This window comes from Patulibacter sp. SYSU D01012 (genome assembly GCF_017916475.1).
Taxonomy (GTDB): Bacteria; Actinomycetota; Thermoleophilia; order Solirubrobacterales; family Solirubrobacteraceae; genus Patulibacter.
On sequence record NZ_JAFMTB010000002.1, the window covers coordinates 239,426 to 256,023 of the forward strand.

Consider the following 16,598-nt stretch of genomic DNA (forward strand, 5'->3'; position numbering starts at 1 on the left):
GGCCTCAGCGGCGGTAGCGCGGGTTGGGCTCGACGGCGACGCCGCCCTCGTCGTCCTGCACGAGCACGACGGGGAAGCCCTGCTCCTCGATCGTGCCGTAGTCGTAGCCGGCGTCGCCGATGTAGACCGCGTAGAAGACGAGCGGCTCGTCGCCGACGTTGACGCTGCGGTGCGCCCAGCCGCCCGGCACGTAGTTGACGGTGCCCGGGCGCATCGGCTCGACGGCGACCTCGCCGTCCTCCGTCGCCATGAGCAGGCGCCCCTCGCCGGACAGGCCGACGTAGATCTCGGCGCGCTCCCGGATCGCGTGGAAGTGCCCCTTCGTCATGTGGAACTCGCGCCCCACGCGGCCCGGCTCGATGATCGTCGTCGACGACGGCAGGTTGGAGTTGTCGTTCGCCGGCGCCGGGATCTCCAGCACGCGGTAGATCAGCTGGTCCTCGGCCGTGCCGGCCTCGTCCTGGTACAGGCCGCGCATGTGGCCGAGGGTGCGGACGGTCGGCTCGGGCGCCGGGTCGATCGCGCCGCTGGCCAGGTCGATGGTGGCGGTGAACGGGGTCGTCTGGGTGGTGCTCACGGGGTGCTCCTGCGGGGGATGGACGGGGCGGGGCGCGCTCACGCGGCCTTCTCGAGCTGCCGGCGGCGCCACTGGTCGATCGCGACGACGGCGACGATGATCAGGCCGTTGACGACGCGCTGCCAGAAGTCGGAGACGCCGACGATCGTGAGGCCGTTGGCGAGGACGCCGATGACGAGGACGCCGATCAGCGTGCCGCTGACGCGTCCCTCGCCGCCGAACAGGTTGGTGCCGCCGATGACGACGGCCGCGATGGCCTGCAGCTCCATGCCGTCGCCCATGAGGGCGTTGGCGCTGTCCTGGCGGCCGACGAGCATGAAGCCCGCGATCGCGGCGAACAGGCCGGAGAGCCCGTAGACCGCCATCTTCGTGCGGTTGACCTTGATGCCCGAGACCTCGGCGGCTTCGGGGTTGCCGCCCACGGCGTAGGCCGAGCGGCCGAGCGTCGTGCGGGACAGCAGGACGCCTCCGACGATCGCGCAGCCGAGGGCCACGAGGGCGATCGCCGGGATGCCGAGCAGCGAGTCGCCGCCCAGCGTCGTGACCGGGGACGGGATGCCGCGCTGCTCGCCGCCGCCGTCGTAGGACGGGACGGGGACGCCGTCCGTCAGGAGCAGGGCGACGCCGCGGGCGGCGGTCAGCATGCCGAGCGTGGCGACGAAGTCGGGCACGCGGAAGCGGGTGATCGCGAAGCCGTTGAAGAGGCCCGCGCCGACGCCGGCCGCCAGGCCCAGCAGCAGCGCCACGCCCATCGGCAGGCCCCACTCGCTGTAGCCGACGGTCATCAGGCAGCCGGCCATCGCCGCGACGGACGCGACCGACAGGTCGATGCCGCGCGTGACGATGACGAGCGTCTGCCCGACCGCCAGCATCAGCGGCACGGAGTACTGCCGCAGGACGTTGAGCAGGTTCTCCTGGGTGAAGAAGTCGGGGGTGGCGACCGCGAACGCGACCGTCAGCACCACGAGGATGATCAGGGCGCCGGCGCGCCCGCCGGCGAGCCCGGCCAGGCGGCGCGCGCCGGGCCGGGGTGACCGCTCGACGAGCCGCGGTGCGGCGTCGGGCTGGACAACGTCACTCTGCATGAACCACGCCTCCTGCGGCCATCATGATCTGGTCGTCGCTGGCCTCGGCCGTCAGGGTCGCGGTGATCGCGCCCCCCGCCATGACCAGCACGCGGTCGCCGAACGTCCGCGCTTCCTTGAGCTCCGAGGTGAGGTAGAGCACCGCCACCCCGTCGGCGGCGAGCCGCCGGAGCAGGTCGAAGACCTCCTCCTTCGCGCCCACGTCGATCCCCTTCGTGGGGTCGTCGAGGACGAGGACGCGGGCGCCCGAGCACATCCACCGCGCCAGCAGCACCTTCTGCTGGTTGCCGCCCGAGAGCGAGCCGACGGGCTGCTCGACGGACGCGCAGCGGATCGAGAGCTCCCGCTGGTACTGCTCCGCGGCCCGCCGCTCCTCGCCGAAGCGCAGGAAGCTGCCGCGGCTGACCCGCTCGTGCGAGGCCATCGTGATGTTCGCGGCGATCGACAGGCCCTTGACGAGCCCGGCGCCGCGATCCTCGCCGACGAACCCCATGCGCGCCGAGATCGCGTCCCGCGGGGAGCGGATCCGCACCCGGTCGCCGAGCACCTCGACGGTGCCCTCCGTGGCCTGGTCCAGGCCGAAGAGCGTGCGCGCCAGGCGGGTGCGTCCCGCGCCGACGAGCCCGAAGACCGTGACGATCTCGCCCGCCCGCAGCTGCAGGTCGGTGGGCTTCAGCCGCGGGGCGCACGCCAGGCCTTCGGCGCGCAGCACGACCTCGCGGTCGTCCTCCTCGCGCACCGTCGACGCGGCCGGCGCGTCGTCCAGGCGGCGCCCGACCATCATCTCGGCCAGGTGGTGCTCGTCGACGTCGGCCGTGCGGACGGTCTCGACGAGCCGGCCGTCGCGGAGCACGCTGATGCGGTCCGTGATCTGGACGAGCTCCTTCAGCCGGTGGCTGACGTAGATGACCGCCACGCCGTCGGCCGTGATCGAGCGGATGATCTCGAACAGCCGGTGCGCCTCGCGGTCGGACAGCGCCGACGTCGGCTCGTCCAGGAGCAGGACGCGCGGGTCGGTCGAGAGCGCCTTCGCGATCTCGACGAGCTGGCGCGAGGCCATGCCCAGGCGCGAGACCGGCGTGCGCGGGTCCAGGTCCAGGCCCACGCGGCGCAGGACCTCGCCCGCCCGGCGCTCCATCGCGCGGCCGTCGACGAGGCCGGCGCGCGTCGGCCAGCGGCCGCTCAGGACGTTCTCGGCGATCGAGCGCTGCGGGACGAGGCTGAGCTCCTGGTAGACGATGCCGATGCCCGCCCGCCGGGCGGCCAGCGGCGAGCCGAGCGGCACGGGCTGCCCGTCCAGGGCGACCGTGCCGGTGTCGGGCCGCACGGAGCCGGCGATCGACCGCATCAGCGTCGACTTGCCGGCGCCGTTCTGGCCCAGGACCGCGTGCACCTCTCCGGCGTCGACCCGCAGGTCGACGCCGTCGAGCGCGCGCGTGCCGGGGTACTGCTTGCTGACCCCTTCGACGGCGAGCAGCGTCATGGCTACTTGCACTCCGCCTTGATCGCGGCCCAGTCGATCGCCGGCTGCTCCGGCGTCGGGAAGTACTGGTCGACGTTGCCCGGGTAGACCGTGCGCGGGCCGATGTTGTTCTTCTTCTCGACCGGCAGGCCGCACACCAGGCGGACCGCGGTCTGGGCGCCGATCCAGCCCCAGTCGGCGAAGCCGTGGGTCGTCTCGGCGGCGATCTTGCCCTGCTTGACGAGCGACGCCGTCTCGGGGGTCACGTCGTTGGAGAAGACGGCGATCTTGCCCTTCTCGGGCTTGCCGCTGGCGTCGAGCAGGCCGCGCCGCTCCAGGACGTTGGCGGCGCCGATCGACATCTCGCTCGACGAGCCCCAGACGAACTGCATCTGGTCCTTGAAGCGCGAGACGAGGTCCTCGGTGGCGCCGACGGCCTTCTGGCGCTCCCAGTCGGCGGCGATCGGCTGGCCCAGGGTCTTCGCGTTCGGGAACTGGTCGAAGACCGTCTTGAACCCCTTGAGCCGCTCGACGGCGAACAGGGTGCCGGCCACGCCCTGCAGCTGCCCGCCGCGCGCCGTGATCGACGCCTTGTCGACGTCCTTGTACAGGTCGCGCCAGAACGCCAGGTCCAGCTTCTTGTCCTTCGGCACGTCGACCTTCTCGCCGTCGCCGAGCACGCCCGGGCCGCCGAAGTAGTCGAGCACGGAGTAGGCGGTGACCTCGGCGGCCTCCGCGTTGTCGAAGCCGATGTAGCTCGCGACGTCGACGCCCGGCTGGTCCTCGAGCAGGTTGACCATGATGACCGGGATGCCGGCCTCGTTCGCGCGGCGCAGCGCCGGCTTGATGGCCTGCGTGTCGGACGGCGAGACGACGATCGCGTCGACCTTCTTCGTGATGAAGTCCTCGACGATCGACACCTGCGCCTGCGGGTCCGTCTCCGCCGCGGGCGACCGGGTCGTCAGCTCGACGTCCATGCCGGCGGCGCGGGCGCCCGCGAGCGCCTTGTCGAAGTAGTTGGTCGCGGTCTTGAAGACGCCGGTGGCGCTCGGCGGCGCCCAGCCGATGACGATCTTCTCGCCGCCCCCGCCGCCGGACGAGCCGCCGTCCGAGCTGCCCCCGCACGCCGTCGCGCCGAACGCGAGCGTGCCCGCGGCGGCCGCGGCGAGCGCCGCCCGCCGGATCGTGCCGAATCTGCTGGTCATGATGGATCTCTCCCCTCTCCTGTGGTCCGGGCGTCCGCGAGCGCGGCGCCCCCTGCCGGCGCGATGGCCGGCCCCTCCGTCGGCGCCCCGGGGGCGCGCCCCTCGCGGCCCCCGTGCTCCCGTGCGGGTGCCGACGGCGCGATGTCGGCCGGCGGCGGACCGCCGACCATCTCGACGTGCACGCGCGCCCGGTCCGTCAGGTGCCAGGCGCGGTAGGTCTCGAACGGCACGCGGCCGGGCCCCCACGAGACGGCCTCGACCGCGAGCAGCGGCGTGCCGGGCGCGACCTCGAGGTGCCCCGCGATCTCGGCCGTGGCGGCCGTCGCGTGCATCACGCGCGAGCCGCCGGCGGCGGCCACGCCGCCCGCCTGCAGCGCGCGGTAGAGCGACCCCTGCTCGAGCGTGCGGGCGTCGAGCAGCCCGGCGAGCTCCGGCACGAGGTGGCTCGTGACGACCATGACGGGGCGCCCGTCGAGCAGGCGCACGCGCTCCAGCGTCACCCCGGCCGCGTCGTCGGGCAGCTCGAGCGCGGCCGTGGCCCAGCGCGGCAGCGGGCCGTGCGTCATCCGCAGGACGCGCGAGCGCACCGTGCGGCCGGCGCGCTGCGCCTCCTCGTGGAAGCCGTAGGTCGACTGGAGGAAGACGCTCGACGCCGGCGGCTCGTCGACGAAGGTGCCGCGGCCGCGCTCCTTCCGCAACAGCCCCTGCTGCACGAGCTCGGCGAGCGCCTGGCGGACGGTCGTGCGCGACACGCCGAAGGTCGCGCACAGCTCGGCCTCGGACGCGATGCGCTCGCCGCGGGGCCACCGGCCGTTGGCGATCTCGGCGGCCATGGCCTCCGCGAGCTGCGCGTAGAACGGCACGGGCGAGCTGCGGTCGATGTCGAACGCGCTCCAACTCATGCCGACGTCATGTTGTAATGACATTCTGCGGCGCACCCGCGCAGGGTCGCCCCCGGCGCGTCCGTGTCGCCCGCCGGCGGCAGAGCCGCGGCGGCCGATGACCTCTCCCCTGTCATCCTGTCCGTACAATATGCGGGCGCCGTGTCGTCTGTCAAGCTCTCGTTTCCGACGCCGGGTCGCAAGCGCCTCCCGGCCCGGTCCCGTCCCGATGAACCAGATCTCGCTGACCGGCCTGCCCTCGATCGACCGGGCCTCCCCCGTGCCGTTCTACTTCCAGCTCAAGTCGGCGATCGAGCGCGAGATCGCCGACGGGCGCTGGCCGCCGGGCGAGCGCATCCCGCCCGAGATGCAGATGTGCGAGCACTTCGAGGTCTCGCGCACCACCGTGCGGCAGGCCCTGACCGAGCTGACCCGGGACGGGCTGCTCGTGCGCGAGCGCGGATCGGGCACGTTCGTGGCGGAGCCGTCGCGGCGCGCGGGCGGCTGGGAGCTGCAGCTCGCGCAGGGCTTCTGGGACGAGGCGCGGCGCGGCGACCACGTCGTCGTCTCGCGGGTGCTCGAGCGCGTCATCGAGCCGCTCCCGGGCGACGTCGCCCGCGACCTCGGCACCGAGCCGGGGGCCTCCGGCGTGCGCCTGGAGCGCCTGCGCTGGGTCGACGGCGCCCTCACGATGCACGTGGTCAGCCACCTGCGGGCCGACCTGGCCGACGCGGTGCTGGGCGCGGACCTGGAGCAGGGCTCCCTGTACGCGGCGCTCGCGGAGCGCGCCGGCGTCGTCGTCGGCGGCGGCTGGCGCGACGTCGAGGCGGTCGGCGCCGACGCCCGCCGCGCCGAGCTGCTCGAGGTGCCGACGGGCACGCCGCTCCTGCGCGTCGACTCCGTGTCGCTCGACGCCGACGGCCGGCCGTTCGAGCGCTACCGCGCCTGGCACCGGGGCGATCGCACCCGGCTGCACATCCACGTGCTGCCCGAGAACGAGATCGCGGAGCGCCGGGCGGGGGCCTGAGCGCCCGCCGGTCGCGCCCTCCTCCCCCGCGGCGCGCCGCGGGCGCCGGCCCGCGCCGTCTCCTCGGCGCGGTCCGACGCCCGCGGGGGCCGGTGCGCCGGGGCCGCCCGGCCGGGCCGCCGCGCGGGCGGCCCGGTGCGTCCTCGTCCCTAGCGGGAGTACGCCGCCGGCACGCCGCCGTCGACGTTGAGGATGTTGCCGGTGGACTTGCCCGACCGCGCCTCGGAGGCGAAGTGCAGGGTCGCCTCGGCGATGTCCTCGGGCAGGATCAGCACCTTCAGCGTGTTGCGCTGGCGGTAGTGCTCCTCGAGCTCGTCGGGGCTCAGGCCGTAGTTCGCGGCCCGCTCCTCGCGCCAGTTGCCCTGCCAGATCTTCGAGCCGCGCAGGACCGCGTCCGGGTTGACCGTGTTGACGCGGATGCCGTCGGCGCCGCCCTCCTCGGCCAGGCAGCGGGCCAGGTGCAGCTCGGCGGCCTTCGCCGAGCTGTACGCCGACGCGTTCTTGCCGGCGACGAGCGCGTTCTTCGACGAGATGAACACGATCGAGCCGCCGGTGGCCTGCTCGCGCAGGATGCGGAACGCCTCGCGCGAGACGAGGAAGTAGCCCGTGCCGAGGATGCGGTGGTTGCGCTCCCACTCCTCCAGGGTGGTGTCCTCGATCGCCGAGCTCGACGCGATGCCGGCGTTGCTGACGAGGATGTCCACGCCGCCGAACCGGCGGACGGCGTCGCGGTACGCGGCGCGCACCGACTCCTCGGACGTGACGTCGCCGCCGATGCCGATGCCGTCGGGGCCGACCGCCTCCTGGGCGCCGTCGGCGTCCAGGTCGAAGCCGGCGACGACCGCGCCGGCCGCGCGCAGGCGGGCCGAGATCGCGCGGCCGATGCCGCCGCCCGCGCCGGTCACGAACGCGACCTTGCCCTGCAGCTCGCCGGGCGCCGGGGCCAGGGAGAGCTTGTAGAGCTCGAGGGGCCAGTACTCGACGGCGAACGACTCCTCGGCCGTCAGCGAGACGAACTCGTCGACGGCGTCGGCGCCGGCCATCACCTCGATGGCGCGGTGGTACAGGTCGCGCGACATCGACGCGTTCTTCGGCGTCGTGCCGACGCCGACCAGGCCGACGCCCTGGATCAGGACGACGCGCGGGTCGGGGTCGCTGATCGGGACGGCGCCCGCGGTCTGGCCCGGCATGCGGACGTCCGGGTTCTCCGCGTTCGCCGCGTGGTAGGCGCGGTACGCCTCGCGGTAGGCCGCGGCGCGCTCCTTCACGCGCTCGACGAGCACCGACGCGTCCTCGGAGGACGGGTCGAAGGGCACCCACATCGGGAGCATCTTCGTGTGGACCAGGTGGTCCGGGCACGCGGCGCCGATCGTCACCAGCTCGGGGGCGCGCTCCGAGGTGACGAACTCGATCGCCGGGGCGGACTGGTCGACGAGCAGCACCTTCGCGCGCTCGCTCGACACCGCGCCGCGCAGGGACGGCAGGATCTGGTCCAGGACGGCCAGGCGGCCCTCCTCGTCCAGCGTCGAGGCGGCGTCGGACGGGCCGCCGAAGCGGCGCGCGTCGCCGGCGCGCTCGTTCATGAACGTCGCGGCCTCGTTGATGATCGAGATCGTGCGGCGGTACGTGTCCTCCGCCGAGTCGCCCCAGACCACCAGCCCGTGCTTGGCCAGGACGACGAGCTCGGCGTCCGGGTTGTCGCGGACCGCCTCGCCGATCTGCTTCGCGAGCCCGAACCCGGGGCGGATGTAGGGGATCCACAGCGCGCGGTCGCCGAAGCACTCGCGGATGAGCGCCTCGCCGTTCTTCGCGCCGGCGATGACGTTGATCCCGTCCGGGTGCGTGTGGTGGACGTGGTCCGCCGGGATGAACGCGTGCAGCAGCGTCTCGATCGAGCCGCGCGGCATCGTCGGGTCGAGCATGGAGCGCCCGACGTACGCGACCATCTCCTCGTCGCTCATGTCCGGGCGGTCCATCAGCGGCAGGAGCTCGTCGAGCTTCAGGCCGGTGAAGTTCTTCTCGGTCATCGTGGCGAGGTCGGAGCCCGAGCCCTTCACCCACATCGCGCGGACCTCGCGGCCCGTGTGATCCGTCGTGACGCCCTTGGCGGACGTGTTGCCGCCGCCGATGTTCGCGACCGCGCGGTTGGCGCCGAGCAGGTGCGAGGCCAGCACGACCTGCCCGAGCGGGTCGGAGGGGACGCCGTCGGCGGGCCAGAGGTCGTCGGCCAGGTTGACGAGGGGGACGGTGGTGCTCATCGCTGCTCCTCCTGCCGGGTGCGGCAGGTCGTGGTGCTGGAAGGGGTGTGGGTGCCGCGGGGCGTCGGGGCGTGGAGGGGGCTCATCGGCCCCAGCCCCCGGCGACGCCCGCCTGGGAGCCGCGCTCGGCGTACAGCTTCTCCATGTAGCCGCCCGACCGCAGGTCGCCGACCGGGTCGACGGACGCGCCGAGGCTCTCGCGCACGGCCGCGGTCAGCGGTCGCACGTCGGTGGCGAACGCGTCGGCCAGCAGGCCGTAGGCGCCGTTGACGTCGCCGGCCTGCTGGGCGGCGCGCAGCTTCGTGCGGTCCACGAGCAGCGCCTTGGCGTACGCGTCCTGGATGTTCAGGACCGAGCGCAGGATCGCCTCGACCTTCGACTCGACGTTGTGCGACTGGTCGAGCGTGACCCGCGGCAGCTGCGGCAGGGCCGCGAGCTCGACGAAGATGCAGAACAGCGCGAACGGGTTGACGGACCCCGTGATGAGGTCGTCGTCGGCGTAGCGGCGGTCGTTCGTGTGGAAGCCGCCGAGCAGGCCGTAGGAGGCCAGGACGGCGACGATCTGCTCGATGTTGACGCCCTGGGCGTGGTGCCCCAGGTCGACCAGGACCTTCGCGCGCTCGCCGATCTCGCGGCAGAGCAGGGCGGCCGAGCCCCAGTCGGGCAGGTCGGTGGCGTAGAACGCCGGCTCGAACAGCTTGTACTCGACGAGCAGCTCGGTGCCGTGCTGCTCCGTGGCCCGATCGAGCTCCTGCAGGCAGGCGAGCATCCGCTGGCGGCGCTCGAGCAGGTCGTCCTGGCCGGCGTAGTTCGTGCCGTCCGCGAACCACAGCGACAGGGCGCCCGAGCCCGTGGCGGCGGCGATCTCGCCGCACTCGAGCAGGTGCTCCGTCGCCTTCGCGCGGATGCCGGCGTCGGGGTTCGTGACGCTGCCGAGCTTGTAGTCGGGGTCCTGGAACAGGTTGGGGTTGATCGGCCCGGTCTTCAGGCCCTTCCCCTGGATGTAGGCGCCGAGCTCGGCGGGGTCCTCGACCGCGTCCCACGGGATGTGGAGCGCGACGGTCGACGACGTGCCGGACAGGCGGTGGACCTCGGCGGCGTCGTCGATGCGCTCGAAGACGTCGCGCGGGCGGCCCGGCTGCTGGAACACGGCGAAGCGGGTGCCGGCGTCGCCGAAGCCCCAGGACGGGACCTCGACGGTGAGGGCGCCGAGCTGCTTCTGGACGGCGTCGACGTCGACGCCCGCGTCCTGCAGGCGGCCGGCGAGGTGCTCGTAGTCGGTCACGGTTCTCTTCTTCGGGTCGGGGATCAAGCGGGGGTGGCGGCGGCGTCCAGGCCGGCGACGGCCAGGAAGCGGCGGTACAGCTGGTCGGCGGCCGCGCGGTCGGGCGCGGGCTCGTAGACCCTCGGGTCGGCGGAGGCCGCCGCGAGCTGGCGCAGCTCGGACAGCGAGCCCAGCTCGCCGGCGGCGCGCAGCTGCATCAGGACGTTGCCCATGCCGGTGCCCTCGACGGGCCCGGCCAGGACGGTGCGCCCGGTGACGTCCGCGGTCAGGCGGCAGAGGAGCTGGTTGCGCACGCCGCCGCCCACGACGTGGATCGTGCGGATCTCGCGGCCGGAGACCGCCTCGAGCTGCTCGAGCACCCAGCGGTAGCGCGCGGCGAGGGACACGAAGACGGTGCGGACCGTCTCCCCCTTCGTGGCGGGCGGGCGCTGGTCGGTGCGCCGGCAGCGGTCGGCGATGAGGGCCGGCAGGTCCTGCGGCGCCAGGAACGCCGGGTCGTCGATGTCGAGCACCGGGACATCCGGGTCGGCCTCGGCGGCCAGGCGCTGCAGCTCGGCGGCGTGCAGGTGCCACGTGCGCGAGAGCTCCTGCTCCAGCCACAGGCCCATGACGTTCTTCAGCAGGCGGATCGTGCCGTCGACGCCCCGCTCGTTCGTCAGGTTCGCCTCGCGGGCGGCCGCGGTCAGCACGGGCGCGTCGAGCTCCAGGCCGAGCAGCGACCACGTGCCCGAGGACAGGATCGCCGACGTGGACGCCCCGCCCTCCCCCGTGACCGGCGCGGCGGCGAACGCCGACGCGGTGTCGTGGCTGCCGACGGCGTGGACCGCGGCGTCGCCGAGGCCGAGCCCCGGGCGCAGGCGGCCGATCGTCGTGCCGGCCTCGACCGTCGGCCCGAACAGGTCGGCGGGCAGGCCCAGCCGCTCGATCAGCGCGTGCGACCAGCGGCCGGTGCGGGCGTCGAGCAGCCCGGTCGACGAGGCGTTCGTGGCCTCGTTGACGAGCTCGCCGCCGAGCCAGTGCGCGAGCAGGTCGGGGATCAGGGCGATGCGCTCGGCGGCCTCCAGCGCGGCGGATCCGCGCTCGGCCTCGAGCTGGAAGACGGTGTTGATCGGCATCGTCTGGATGCCGGCGACCGCGTACTGGTCCTCGCGGGACACCCGGGCGAAGCTGCGCTCCACCATCCCGTCGGTGCGGGCGTCGCGGTAGTGGTACGGCAGGCCCAGCAGGCGGCCGTCGCGGTCGAGCAGGCCGTAGTCGACGGCCCACGTGTCGACGCCGACGCCGGCGAGCGGGCCGGCGGCGTGCAGCCCCTCGAGCGCCTGGGCGTACAGGCCGAGCAGGTCCCAGTGGCGGCCGTCGGGCAGGTCGACGGGCCGGTTGACGAACCGGGCCGCCTCCGTGAGCGTGACGACGCCGTCGACCAGGCGGCCGGCGAGGACGCGGCCGCTCGAGGCGCCGAAGTCGATCGCGGCGTAGGTGGGGGCGCTGGCGCTAGGCAAGGTGGAAGACCTCCTGCAGACGCAGCAGGCCGGTGTCGGGGCGTGCCCCGTCGGGAAGGGTCATGAAGTCGGCCATCTCGGCCTGCCAGCGGGCGTTGACGTCGGTCGCCTGCATCGCGGCGTCCGCGGCGGCGTAGTCGTCGCACTCGAAGTAGCCGACGAGCAGCCCGTCGGGCCGCAGGAAGATGGAGTAGTTGCGGTAGCCGGACGCCGTGAGGGCCTCGAGCATCTCGGGCCACACGCGGGCGTGGCGCTCCTGGTACTCGTCGAGGCGCTCCGGCTTGACCTGGAGCAGGAAGCAGACGCGTTCCACGTCAGGCCCTCCGTGCGGTTGTGGGGTGTCGCCCGATGGTCATGCGGTCGGGTGGTGCGGGAGGACGCGGGGACGGGCCGCAGCCCGCCCCCGCATCGGTCGAGGACGCGACGACCGTCCGCGCCGTGAGGGCGCGGACGGCCTAGGCCAGGGGCCTAGAAGTCGAAGTCGTCGATGTTCTCCTTGGTGAACGTCGTCGGCGGCCCGAGGACGATCTCGCCGTTCGCGCCGATCGTCTTGTCGCCGAGCTTGCCGGCCTTGAAGGTCTCGCCCTCCTTGCCGGTGATCTGGCCCGAGGCGAGCGCCGCCGCGGCGTAGCCGCCGAGGTAGCCGACGTCCTCGGGGTTCCACAGGGCGAACTGCTCGACCGTGCCGTCCTTGACGAACTTGCGCATCTGGTTCGGCGTGCCGAGGCCGGTGATGCCGACCTTGCCCTTGTACTGCGCGTTGGCGGACACGTAGCGCGCCGCGGCCGCGATGCCGACCGTCGTCGGCGAGACGATCGCCTTCAGGTTCGGGTAGGCGCGCAGGAGGCCCTGCGCCTGCTGGAACGACTTCTGGTCGTCGTCGTCGCCGTACGCGACCTTGACGAGCTTGATGCCGGAGTACTCGGGCTTCTTGAGCTCCTCCTTCATGATCTTGATCCAGGCGTTCTGGTTCGGCGCGTTCGCCGTGGCCGAGAGGACCGCGACCTCGCCCTCGCCGCCGACCTCCTTGGCCTGCTTCGCGAGCTGCTCGCCGATCGACTGCGTCGTCGCCTGGTTGATGAAGATCTGACGGGCGTCGGCCGCCGCGTCGGAGTCCTGCGTCACGACCTTGACGCCGCGCTGCATGGCCTGCTTGAGGACCGGCGCGATGGCGTTCGGGTCGTTCGCCGCGAGCACGATGGCGTCGGGCTTCTGCTGCGTGATCGAGCGCAGCAGCGAGACCTGCGACGACGCGGAGGCGTCGGTCGGGCCCTGGATCTTGGCGGTGCCGCCCGTCTCCTCGATGGCCGCGACGGTGCCCTTGTCCTCGAGCTCCTCGTACGGGTTGCCGAGCTGCTTCGGCATCACGACGACCTTCAGGCCCTTCTTGATCTGGGCGTTGGCGTTCGCCGACGCGCCGTCGTCGGACGCCGCGGCGCCGCCGGACGACCCGGAGCCCTCGGAGTCGTCCTTCGTCGAGCCGCAGCCCGTCACGATGGCGGCACCCAGCACCACTGCGAACAGCAGCGCCAGGAACCGCGCGAAGCGTGAGTCACGCATTCGTAGTCCCCTCTCCTCCCGACCCGGTCGTGGAGACCGCGGGGCGACCGGGCCGGGAGGGCCGTCCACCGCGGGTGTTGCTGACCCGCCGCGCCTCGCGGACGCGAGCGGCGATGTTCGGCACCAGGACGGAGCCGACGAGCAAGATGCCCGTGACGATCTGCACCCAGTAGGTGCTGATGTCCGGGTTGAGGTTGAGGGCCTTCTGGATGCCGCCGAGCAGGATCAGGCCCAGGATGACGCCGCCGACGGTGCCGGTGCCGCCGAAGATCGACACGCCGCCGAGCACGACCGCGGCGATGGCGGTGAGCTCGAAGCCCTGGCCGACGTTGGCGGCCGCCGTCGAGTTGCGCAGCGTCAGGATGATCCCCGCGAGCGCCGCGATGACGCCGCTGAGGACGAACAGCCGCAGCTGGATCCGGTCCACGCGGATGCCGGAGAACCGCGCGGCCTGCTTGTTCGCGCCGATCGCGAACACCGAGCGACCGAACGGCGTGCGGTGCAGCAGCAGGGCGAAGACGATCGCCAGCACGATGAACAGCACGATCGGGTTCGGGACCACCGTGCCGGCGAACGTGCCGAACGCCCAGTCCGTGTAGTCCGTCGGGAACGACGTCACGGACTCGTCGCCGAGGATGACGTACGCCAGGCCGCGGAACAGCGCCATCGTGCCGATGGTCACCGCCAGGCTCGGCAGGCCGAGGCCCGTCACGAGCCAGCCGTTGAGCAGGCCGCAGACCGCGCCGGCGACGAGGCAGATCGGGATGATCGCCTCCATCGGCAGGCCGTCGTTCCACAGCGAGCCCATGAGCGCCGACGACAGCGCCAGGATCGACGCGACCGACAGGTCGATCTCGCCGGTGGCGATGATCAGCGTCAGCGGCAGCGCGAGCAGCGCGTACTCGGTGAAGTCGCTCGAGCCGGTCGTCAGCGAGTCCCCGGTCAGGAACTCGGACGAGATCATCGCGCCGATGATGAAGACGACGACGATGAGGCCCAGGATGAGCGTCTCCCAGCGGCCGAGGACGGCCTTCAGCGGGGAGTCCGCGGGCTTCGCGGCGTCCGGCGCACGGTCGGGCGCCGGCGCGGTGGGCGAGATGGTGCTCATGCGGTCTTCCTCCGGCGGGCGGACCGCTGACGCAGTCGCGCCTCGCTCTGGTTGGCGACGAAGCGGTCGAGGGCGATGGCGACGAGGATCAGCGCGCCGACGGCGGCCTGCTGCCAGAAGTCGTCGATCTTCAGGACGATGAGGGCGGTCTGGATCGTGCCCATGACCACCGCGCCGATCGCGGCGCCGATGACGGAGCCCGAGCCGCCGGCGATGGCGACGCCGCCGACGACGGCCGCGCCGATGACGCGCAGCTCGTAGCCGTCGCCCGCGGTGGCGTCGACCGTGCCGTAGCGGGCCGCGTAGAGCGCGCCGCCGAGGCCGGCGAGGGCGCCGGAGATGACGAACGCCTGCGTCACGCGGCGGTCGGACTTGAGGCCCGCGAGGCGGGCGGCGTTGCCGCCGGAGCGCCCGGACGAGCCGATCGCGTACAGCTGGCGGCCCCACGCGAAGTCGCGGGTGACGAACCAGAACAGCAGGATCACCACGATCGCGATGAGGATCATGGTCGGGATCCCGGCGATCTCGCCCGAGCCGACGTTCAGGAACGAGTCGGGCAGCGTCTCCGCGTTGATCTGCCGGCCGCCGGTGACGAGGAACGCCACGCCGCGCAGCGCGTACATCGTGCCGAGGGTCACCACGAGCGCCGGCACCCGGCCCCAGGTGACGAGCACGCCGTTGAGCAGGCCGCACGCGGCGCCGATGACGATCGCCAGCAGCACGCCGAAGATCCACGGCAGGTCGGGGTTCTTCGTCAGCAGGTCGCCGCAGAGGAACGCGCTCAGGCCCAGGATCGAGCCGACCGACAGGTCGATGTTGCGCGTGACGATCACGAGCGTCATGCCCGCGGTCATCACGGCGATGATCGCGACGTTGAGGATCGTCTCCTTCAGGTTCCCCCAGTCGAGGAAGTCGGAGTTGATCGCGCCGGTGATGCCGACGATCGCGATCAGCACGACGATCAGGCCGAGCTCGCGGACGCGGATCAGCGTCTCGGCGAAGCGCTTGGCGCCCGACTGCGCCTCGGCGGTCTCGTGCGCCGGCGTGCCGGGGGTGGGTGCGCCGGCCGGGGCCGGGGCGCTGACGGGGGTGCTCATGCGACTTCCTCCATGGCGGGCCGGCCGCTGGCGGCGCGCACGACCCGCTCCTCCGTGGCCTCCGCACGGGACAGCTCGGCGGTGATCTGGCCCTCGTACATCACGAGGACGCGGTCGGCCATCCCGAGGACCTCGGGCAGCTCGCTCGACACCATCAGGACGCCGAGGCCCTCCTGGGCGAGCTCGTCGATCAGGCGGTGGACCTCGGACTTCGTGCCGACGTCGATGCCGCGGGTCGGCTCGTCGATGATCAGCAGGCGGGGCTTCGTGCCGAGCCACTTGGCCAGGACGACCTTCTGCTGGTTGCCGCCCGACAGCGTCGAGACGGGGTCGCTCATGCGGCCGTACTTCAGCTGCAGGCGCGTCGCCCAGTTCGCGGCCTCCTCGCGCTCCTTCTTCGGGGAGAGCAGGCCGTTCCTGCGCATCTCGTTCAGGCGCGCGAGCGTGGCGTTGTCGCCGATCGACATCTCCATGACGAGGCCCTGCTGCCGGCGGTCCTCGGGCACGAGGGCCATGCCCGCGGCGACCGACGCGGTCGGCTTGCCGAGCGGCAGGTCCGTGCCGTTGACGCGGACGCGCCCCTCCGTCGCCTGGTCGACGCCGAAGATCGCCTGGACGACCTCGGACCGCCCGGCGCCCACGAGGCCGGCCAGGGCGACGATCTCGCCGGCCTTCACCTCGAAGCTGACGTCGTAGAAGACGCCCTCGCGCGAGAGCCCCTCGACCTCGAGGATCGTCTCGCCGATCGTCGCCTCGGTCTTCGGGAACAGCTCCGAGATGTCGCGGCCGACCATCCGGCGGACGAGCTCGTCCTCCGGCATCGCGGACAGCGGGCCGTCGTGGACGACCTCGCCGTCGCGCATGATCGTCACGACGTCGCAGATCTCGTAGACCTCCTCCAGCCGGTGGCTGATGAAGAGGATCGCCGCGCCGCGCTCCTGCAGGGCGCGGACGACGCGGAACAGGCGCTCGACCTCGCGGCCGGACAGCGCGGCCGTCGGCTCGTCCATGATCAGCACGCGCGCGTCGAAGCTCATCGCCTTCGCGATCTCGACGATCTGCTGGTCGGCGATGGACAGGCCCTCGACGGGACGGTCGGGGTCGAGCTCGACGCCCAGGCGGTCGAGGGCGTCGCGCACGGTCTTGCGCATGGCGCCGCGGTCGATCCGCCCGAAGGCGCCCTTCGGGTGCCGGCCCATGACGACGTTCTCCGCGACGGACAGGTCGGGGAAGAGCGTCGGCTCCTGCAGGATCACCGCGACGCCGGCGTCGCGGGCGTCCGCGGTCGAGGTGAACGTGACGGGCTCCCCGTCGACGAGCACGCGGCCGGAGTTCGGACGCTCGACGCCCGTGAGCATCTTCACGAGCGTCGACTTGCCGGCGCCGTTCTCGCCCATCAGGGCGCGGACCTCGCCGGAGCGCAGCTCGATCGTGGCGTCACGGAGCGCGTGGACCGCACCGTAGGAGCGGCTCGCGCCGTCCAGCGCGATGTACGCCGCCGTCGTCTGGGCGCCGGTCATCGCCGGCTCCCCTCGGGGGTGGGTCGGGTGGTGC

General features: G+C 72.9%; 14 protein-coding genes. 1 reads left to right on the forward strand and 13 read right to left on the reverse strand.

Annotated elements, in window-relative coordinates; genetic code table 11:
• Window positions 1-4: 4 nt before the first annotated feature.
• The 5 genes from J3P29_RS10570 to J3P29_RS10590 are packed head-to-tail and all read right to left on the reverse strand — an operon-like array spanning window position 5 to window position 5,267.
• Complete coding sequence (locus tag J3P29_RS10570) at window positions 5-577, reverse strand: glucose-6-phosphate isomerase family protein (protein ID WP_210493324.1); 573 nt, start codon at window positions 575-577, stop codon at window positions 5-7.
• A gap of 38 nt (window positions 578-615) precedes the next feature.
• Window positions 616-1,662: an ABC transporter permease gene (locus J3P29_RS10575; RefSeq protein WP_210493326.1), complete on the reverse strand. Its 1,047-nt coding sequence runs from the start codon at window positions 1,660-1,662 to the stop codon at window positions 616-618.
• A complete protein-coding gene (locus J3P29_RS10580) occupies window positions 1,652-3,157 on the reverse strand; it encodes a sugar ABC transporter ATP-binding protein (RefSeq protein ID WP_210493327.1) in 1,506 nt (501 codons plus the stop codon). The genes J3P29_RS10575 and J3P29_RS10580 overlap by 11 nt, the downstream gene beginning before the upstream one ends.
• Window positions 3,148-4,329 (reverse strand): sugar ABC transporter substrate-binding protein, encoded by a 1,182-nt coding sequence (locus J3P29_RS10585; RefSeq protein WP_210493328.1) that lies wholly within the window; start codon window positions 4,327-4,329, stop codon window positions 3,148-3,150. The genes J3P29_RS10580 and J3P29_RS10585 overlap by 10 nt, the downstream gene beginning before the upstream one ends.
• A complete protein-coding gene (locus tag J3P29_RS10590; RefSeq protein WP_210493329.1) occupies window positions 4,326-5,267 on the reverse strand; it encodes a GntR family transcriptional regulator in 942 nt (313 codons plus the stop codon). The genes J3P29_RS10585 and J3P29_RS10590 overlap by 4 nt, the downstream gene beginning before the upstream one ends.
• 172 nt (window positions 5,268-5,439) lie before the next feature.
• Here J3P29_RS10590 and J3P29_RS10595 point away from each other — a divergent pair, with 172 nt between their 5' ends.
• On the forward strand, window positions 5,440-6,237 hold the full coding sequence (locus J3P29_RS10595) for a GntR family transcriptional regulator (protein ID WP_210493331.1): 798 nt from the start codon (window positions 5,440-5,442) through the stop codon (window positions 6,235-6,237).
• A gap of 149 nt (window positions 6,238-6,386) precedes the next feature.
• Here the strand turns inward: J3P29_RS10595 and J3P29_RS10600 are convergent, their stop codons facing one another.
• The 8 genes from J3P29_RS10600 to J3P29_RS10635 all read right to left on the reverse strand — a co-directional run bounded on the left by J3P29_RS10600 (window position 6,387) and on the right by J3P29_RS10635 (window position 16,564).
• Window positions 6,387-8,495 (reverse strand): bifunctional aldolase/short-chain dehydrogenase, encoded by a 2,109-nt coding sequence (locus J3P29_RS10600; RefSeq protein ID WP_210493332.1) that lies wholly within the window; start codon window positions 8,493-8,495, stop codon window positions 6,387-6,389.
• Between the two features lie 82 nt (window positions 8,496-8,577).
• Entirely contained in the window at window positions 8,578-9,780 is a 1,203-nt protein-coding gene (locus tag J3P29_RS10605) for a TIM barrel protein (protein ID WP_349239818.1), read from the reverse strand.
• Window positions 9,781-9,803: 23 nt separating this feature from the next.
• Window positions 9,804-11,279, reverse strand: coding sequence for a rhamnulokinase family protein (locus J3P29_RS10610; protein WP_210493333.1), 1,476 nt, complete (start codon window positions 11,277-11,279; stop codon window positions 9,804-9,806).
• Window positions 11,272-11,592, reverse strand: a complete 321-nt coding sequence (locus J3P29_RS10615; protein ID WP_210493334.1) for an L-rhamnose mutarotase — start codon at window positions 11,590-11,592, stop codon at window positions 11,272-11,274. The genes J3P29_RS10610 and J3P29_RS10615 overlap by 8 nt, the downstream gene beginning before the upstream one ends.
• 155 nt (window positions 11,593-11,747) lie before the next feature.
• Entirely contained in the window at window positions 11,748-12,839 is a 1,092-nt protein-coding gene (rhaS, locus tag J3P29_RS10620) for a rhamnose ABC transporter substrate-binding protein (protein ID WP_210493335.1), read from the reverse strand.
• The gene (locus tag J3P29_RS10625; protein ID WP_210493337.1) at window positions 12,832-13,947 is read right to left on the reverse strand and encodes an ABC transporter permease; all 1,116 of its coding nucleotides are present in this window, start codon (window positions 13,945-13,947) and stop codon (window positions 12,832-12,834) included. Before J3P29_RS10625 ends, rhaS begins: the two co-directional genes overlap by 8 nt.
• A complete protein-coding gene (locus tag J3P29_RS10630) occupies window positions 13,944-15,044 on the reverse strand; it encodes an ABC transporter permease (protein WP_210493338.1) in 1,101 nt (366 codons plus the stop codon). Before J3P29_RS10630 ends, J3P29_RS10625 begins: the two co-directional genes overlap by 4 nt.
• The gene (locus J3P29_RS10635) at window positions 15,041-16,564 is read right to left on the reverse strand and encodes a sugar ABC transporter ATP-binding protein (protein ID WP_210493339.1); all 1,524 of its coding nucleotides are present in this window, start codon (window positions 16,562-16,564) and stop codon (window positions 15,041-15,043) included. The genes J3P29_RS10630 and J3P29_RS10635 overlap by 4 nt, the downstream gene beginning before the upstream one ends.
• Window positions 16,565-16,598: the final 34 nt, after the last annotated feature.

Coding starts and splice junctions, on each gene's coding strand:
- J3P29_RS10575 (WP_210493326.1), bottom strand. CDS start 1,662: ATGCAGAGTGACGTTGTCCAGCCCGACGCCGCACCGCGGCTCGTCGAG.
- J3P29_RS10585 (WP_210493328.1), bottom strand. CDS start 4,329: ATGACCAGCAGATTCGGCACGATCCGGCGGGCGGCGCTCGCCGCGGCC.
- J3P29_RS10595 (WP_210493331.1), top strand. CDS start 5,440: ATGAACCAGATCTCGCTGACCGGCCTGCCCTCGATCGACCGGGCCTCC.
- J3P29_RS10600 (WP_210493332.1), bottom strand. CDS start 8,495: ATGAGCACCACCGTCCCCCTCGTCAACCTGGCCGACGACCTCTGGCCC.
- rhaS (WP_210493335.1), bottom strand. CDS start 12,839: ATGCGTGACTCACGCTTCGCGCGGTTCCTGGCGCTGCTGTTCGCAGTG.
- J3P29_RS10625 (WP_210493337.1), bottom strand. CDS start 13,947: ATGAGCACCATCTCGCCCACCGCGCCGGCGCCCGACCGTGCGCCGGAC.
- J3P29_RS10630 (WP_210493338.1), bottom strand. CDS start 15,044: ATGAGCACCCCCGTCAGCGCCCCGGCCCCGGCCGGCGCACCCACCCCC.
- J3P29_RS10635 (WP_210493339.1), bottom strand. CDS start 16,564: ATGACCGGCGCCCAGACGACGGCGGCGTACATCGCGCTGGACGGCGCG.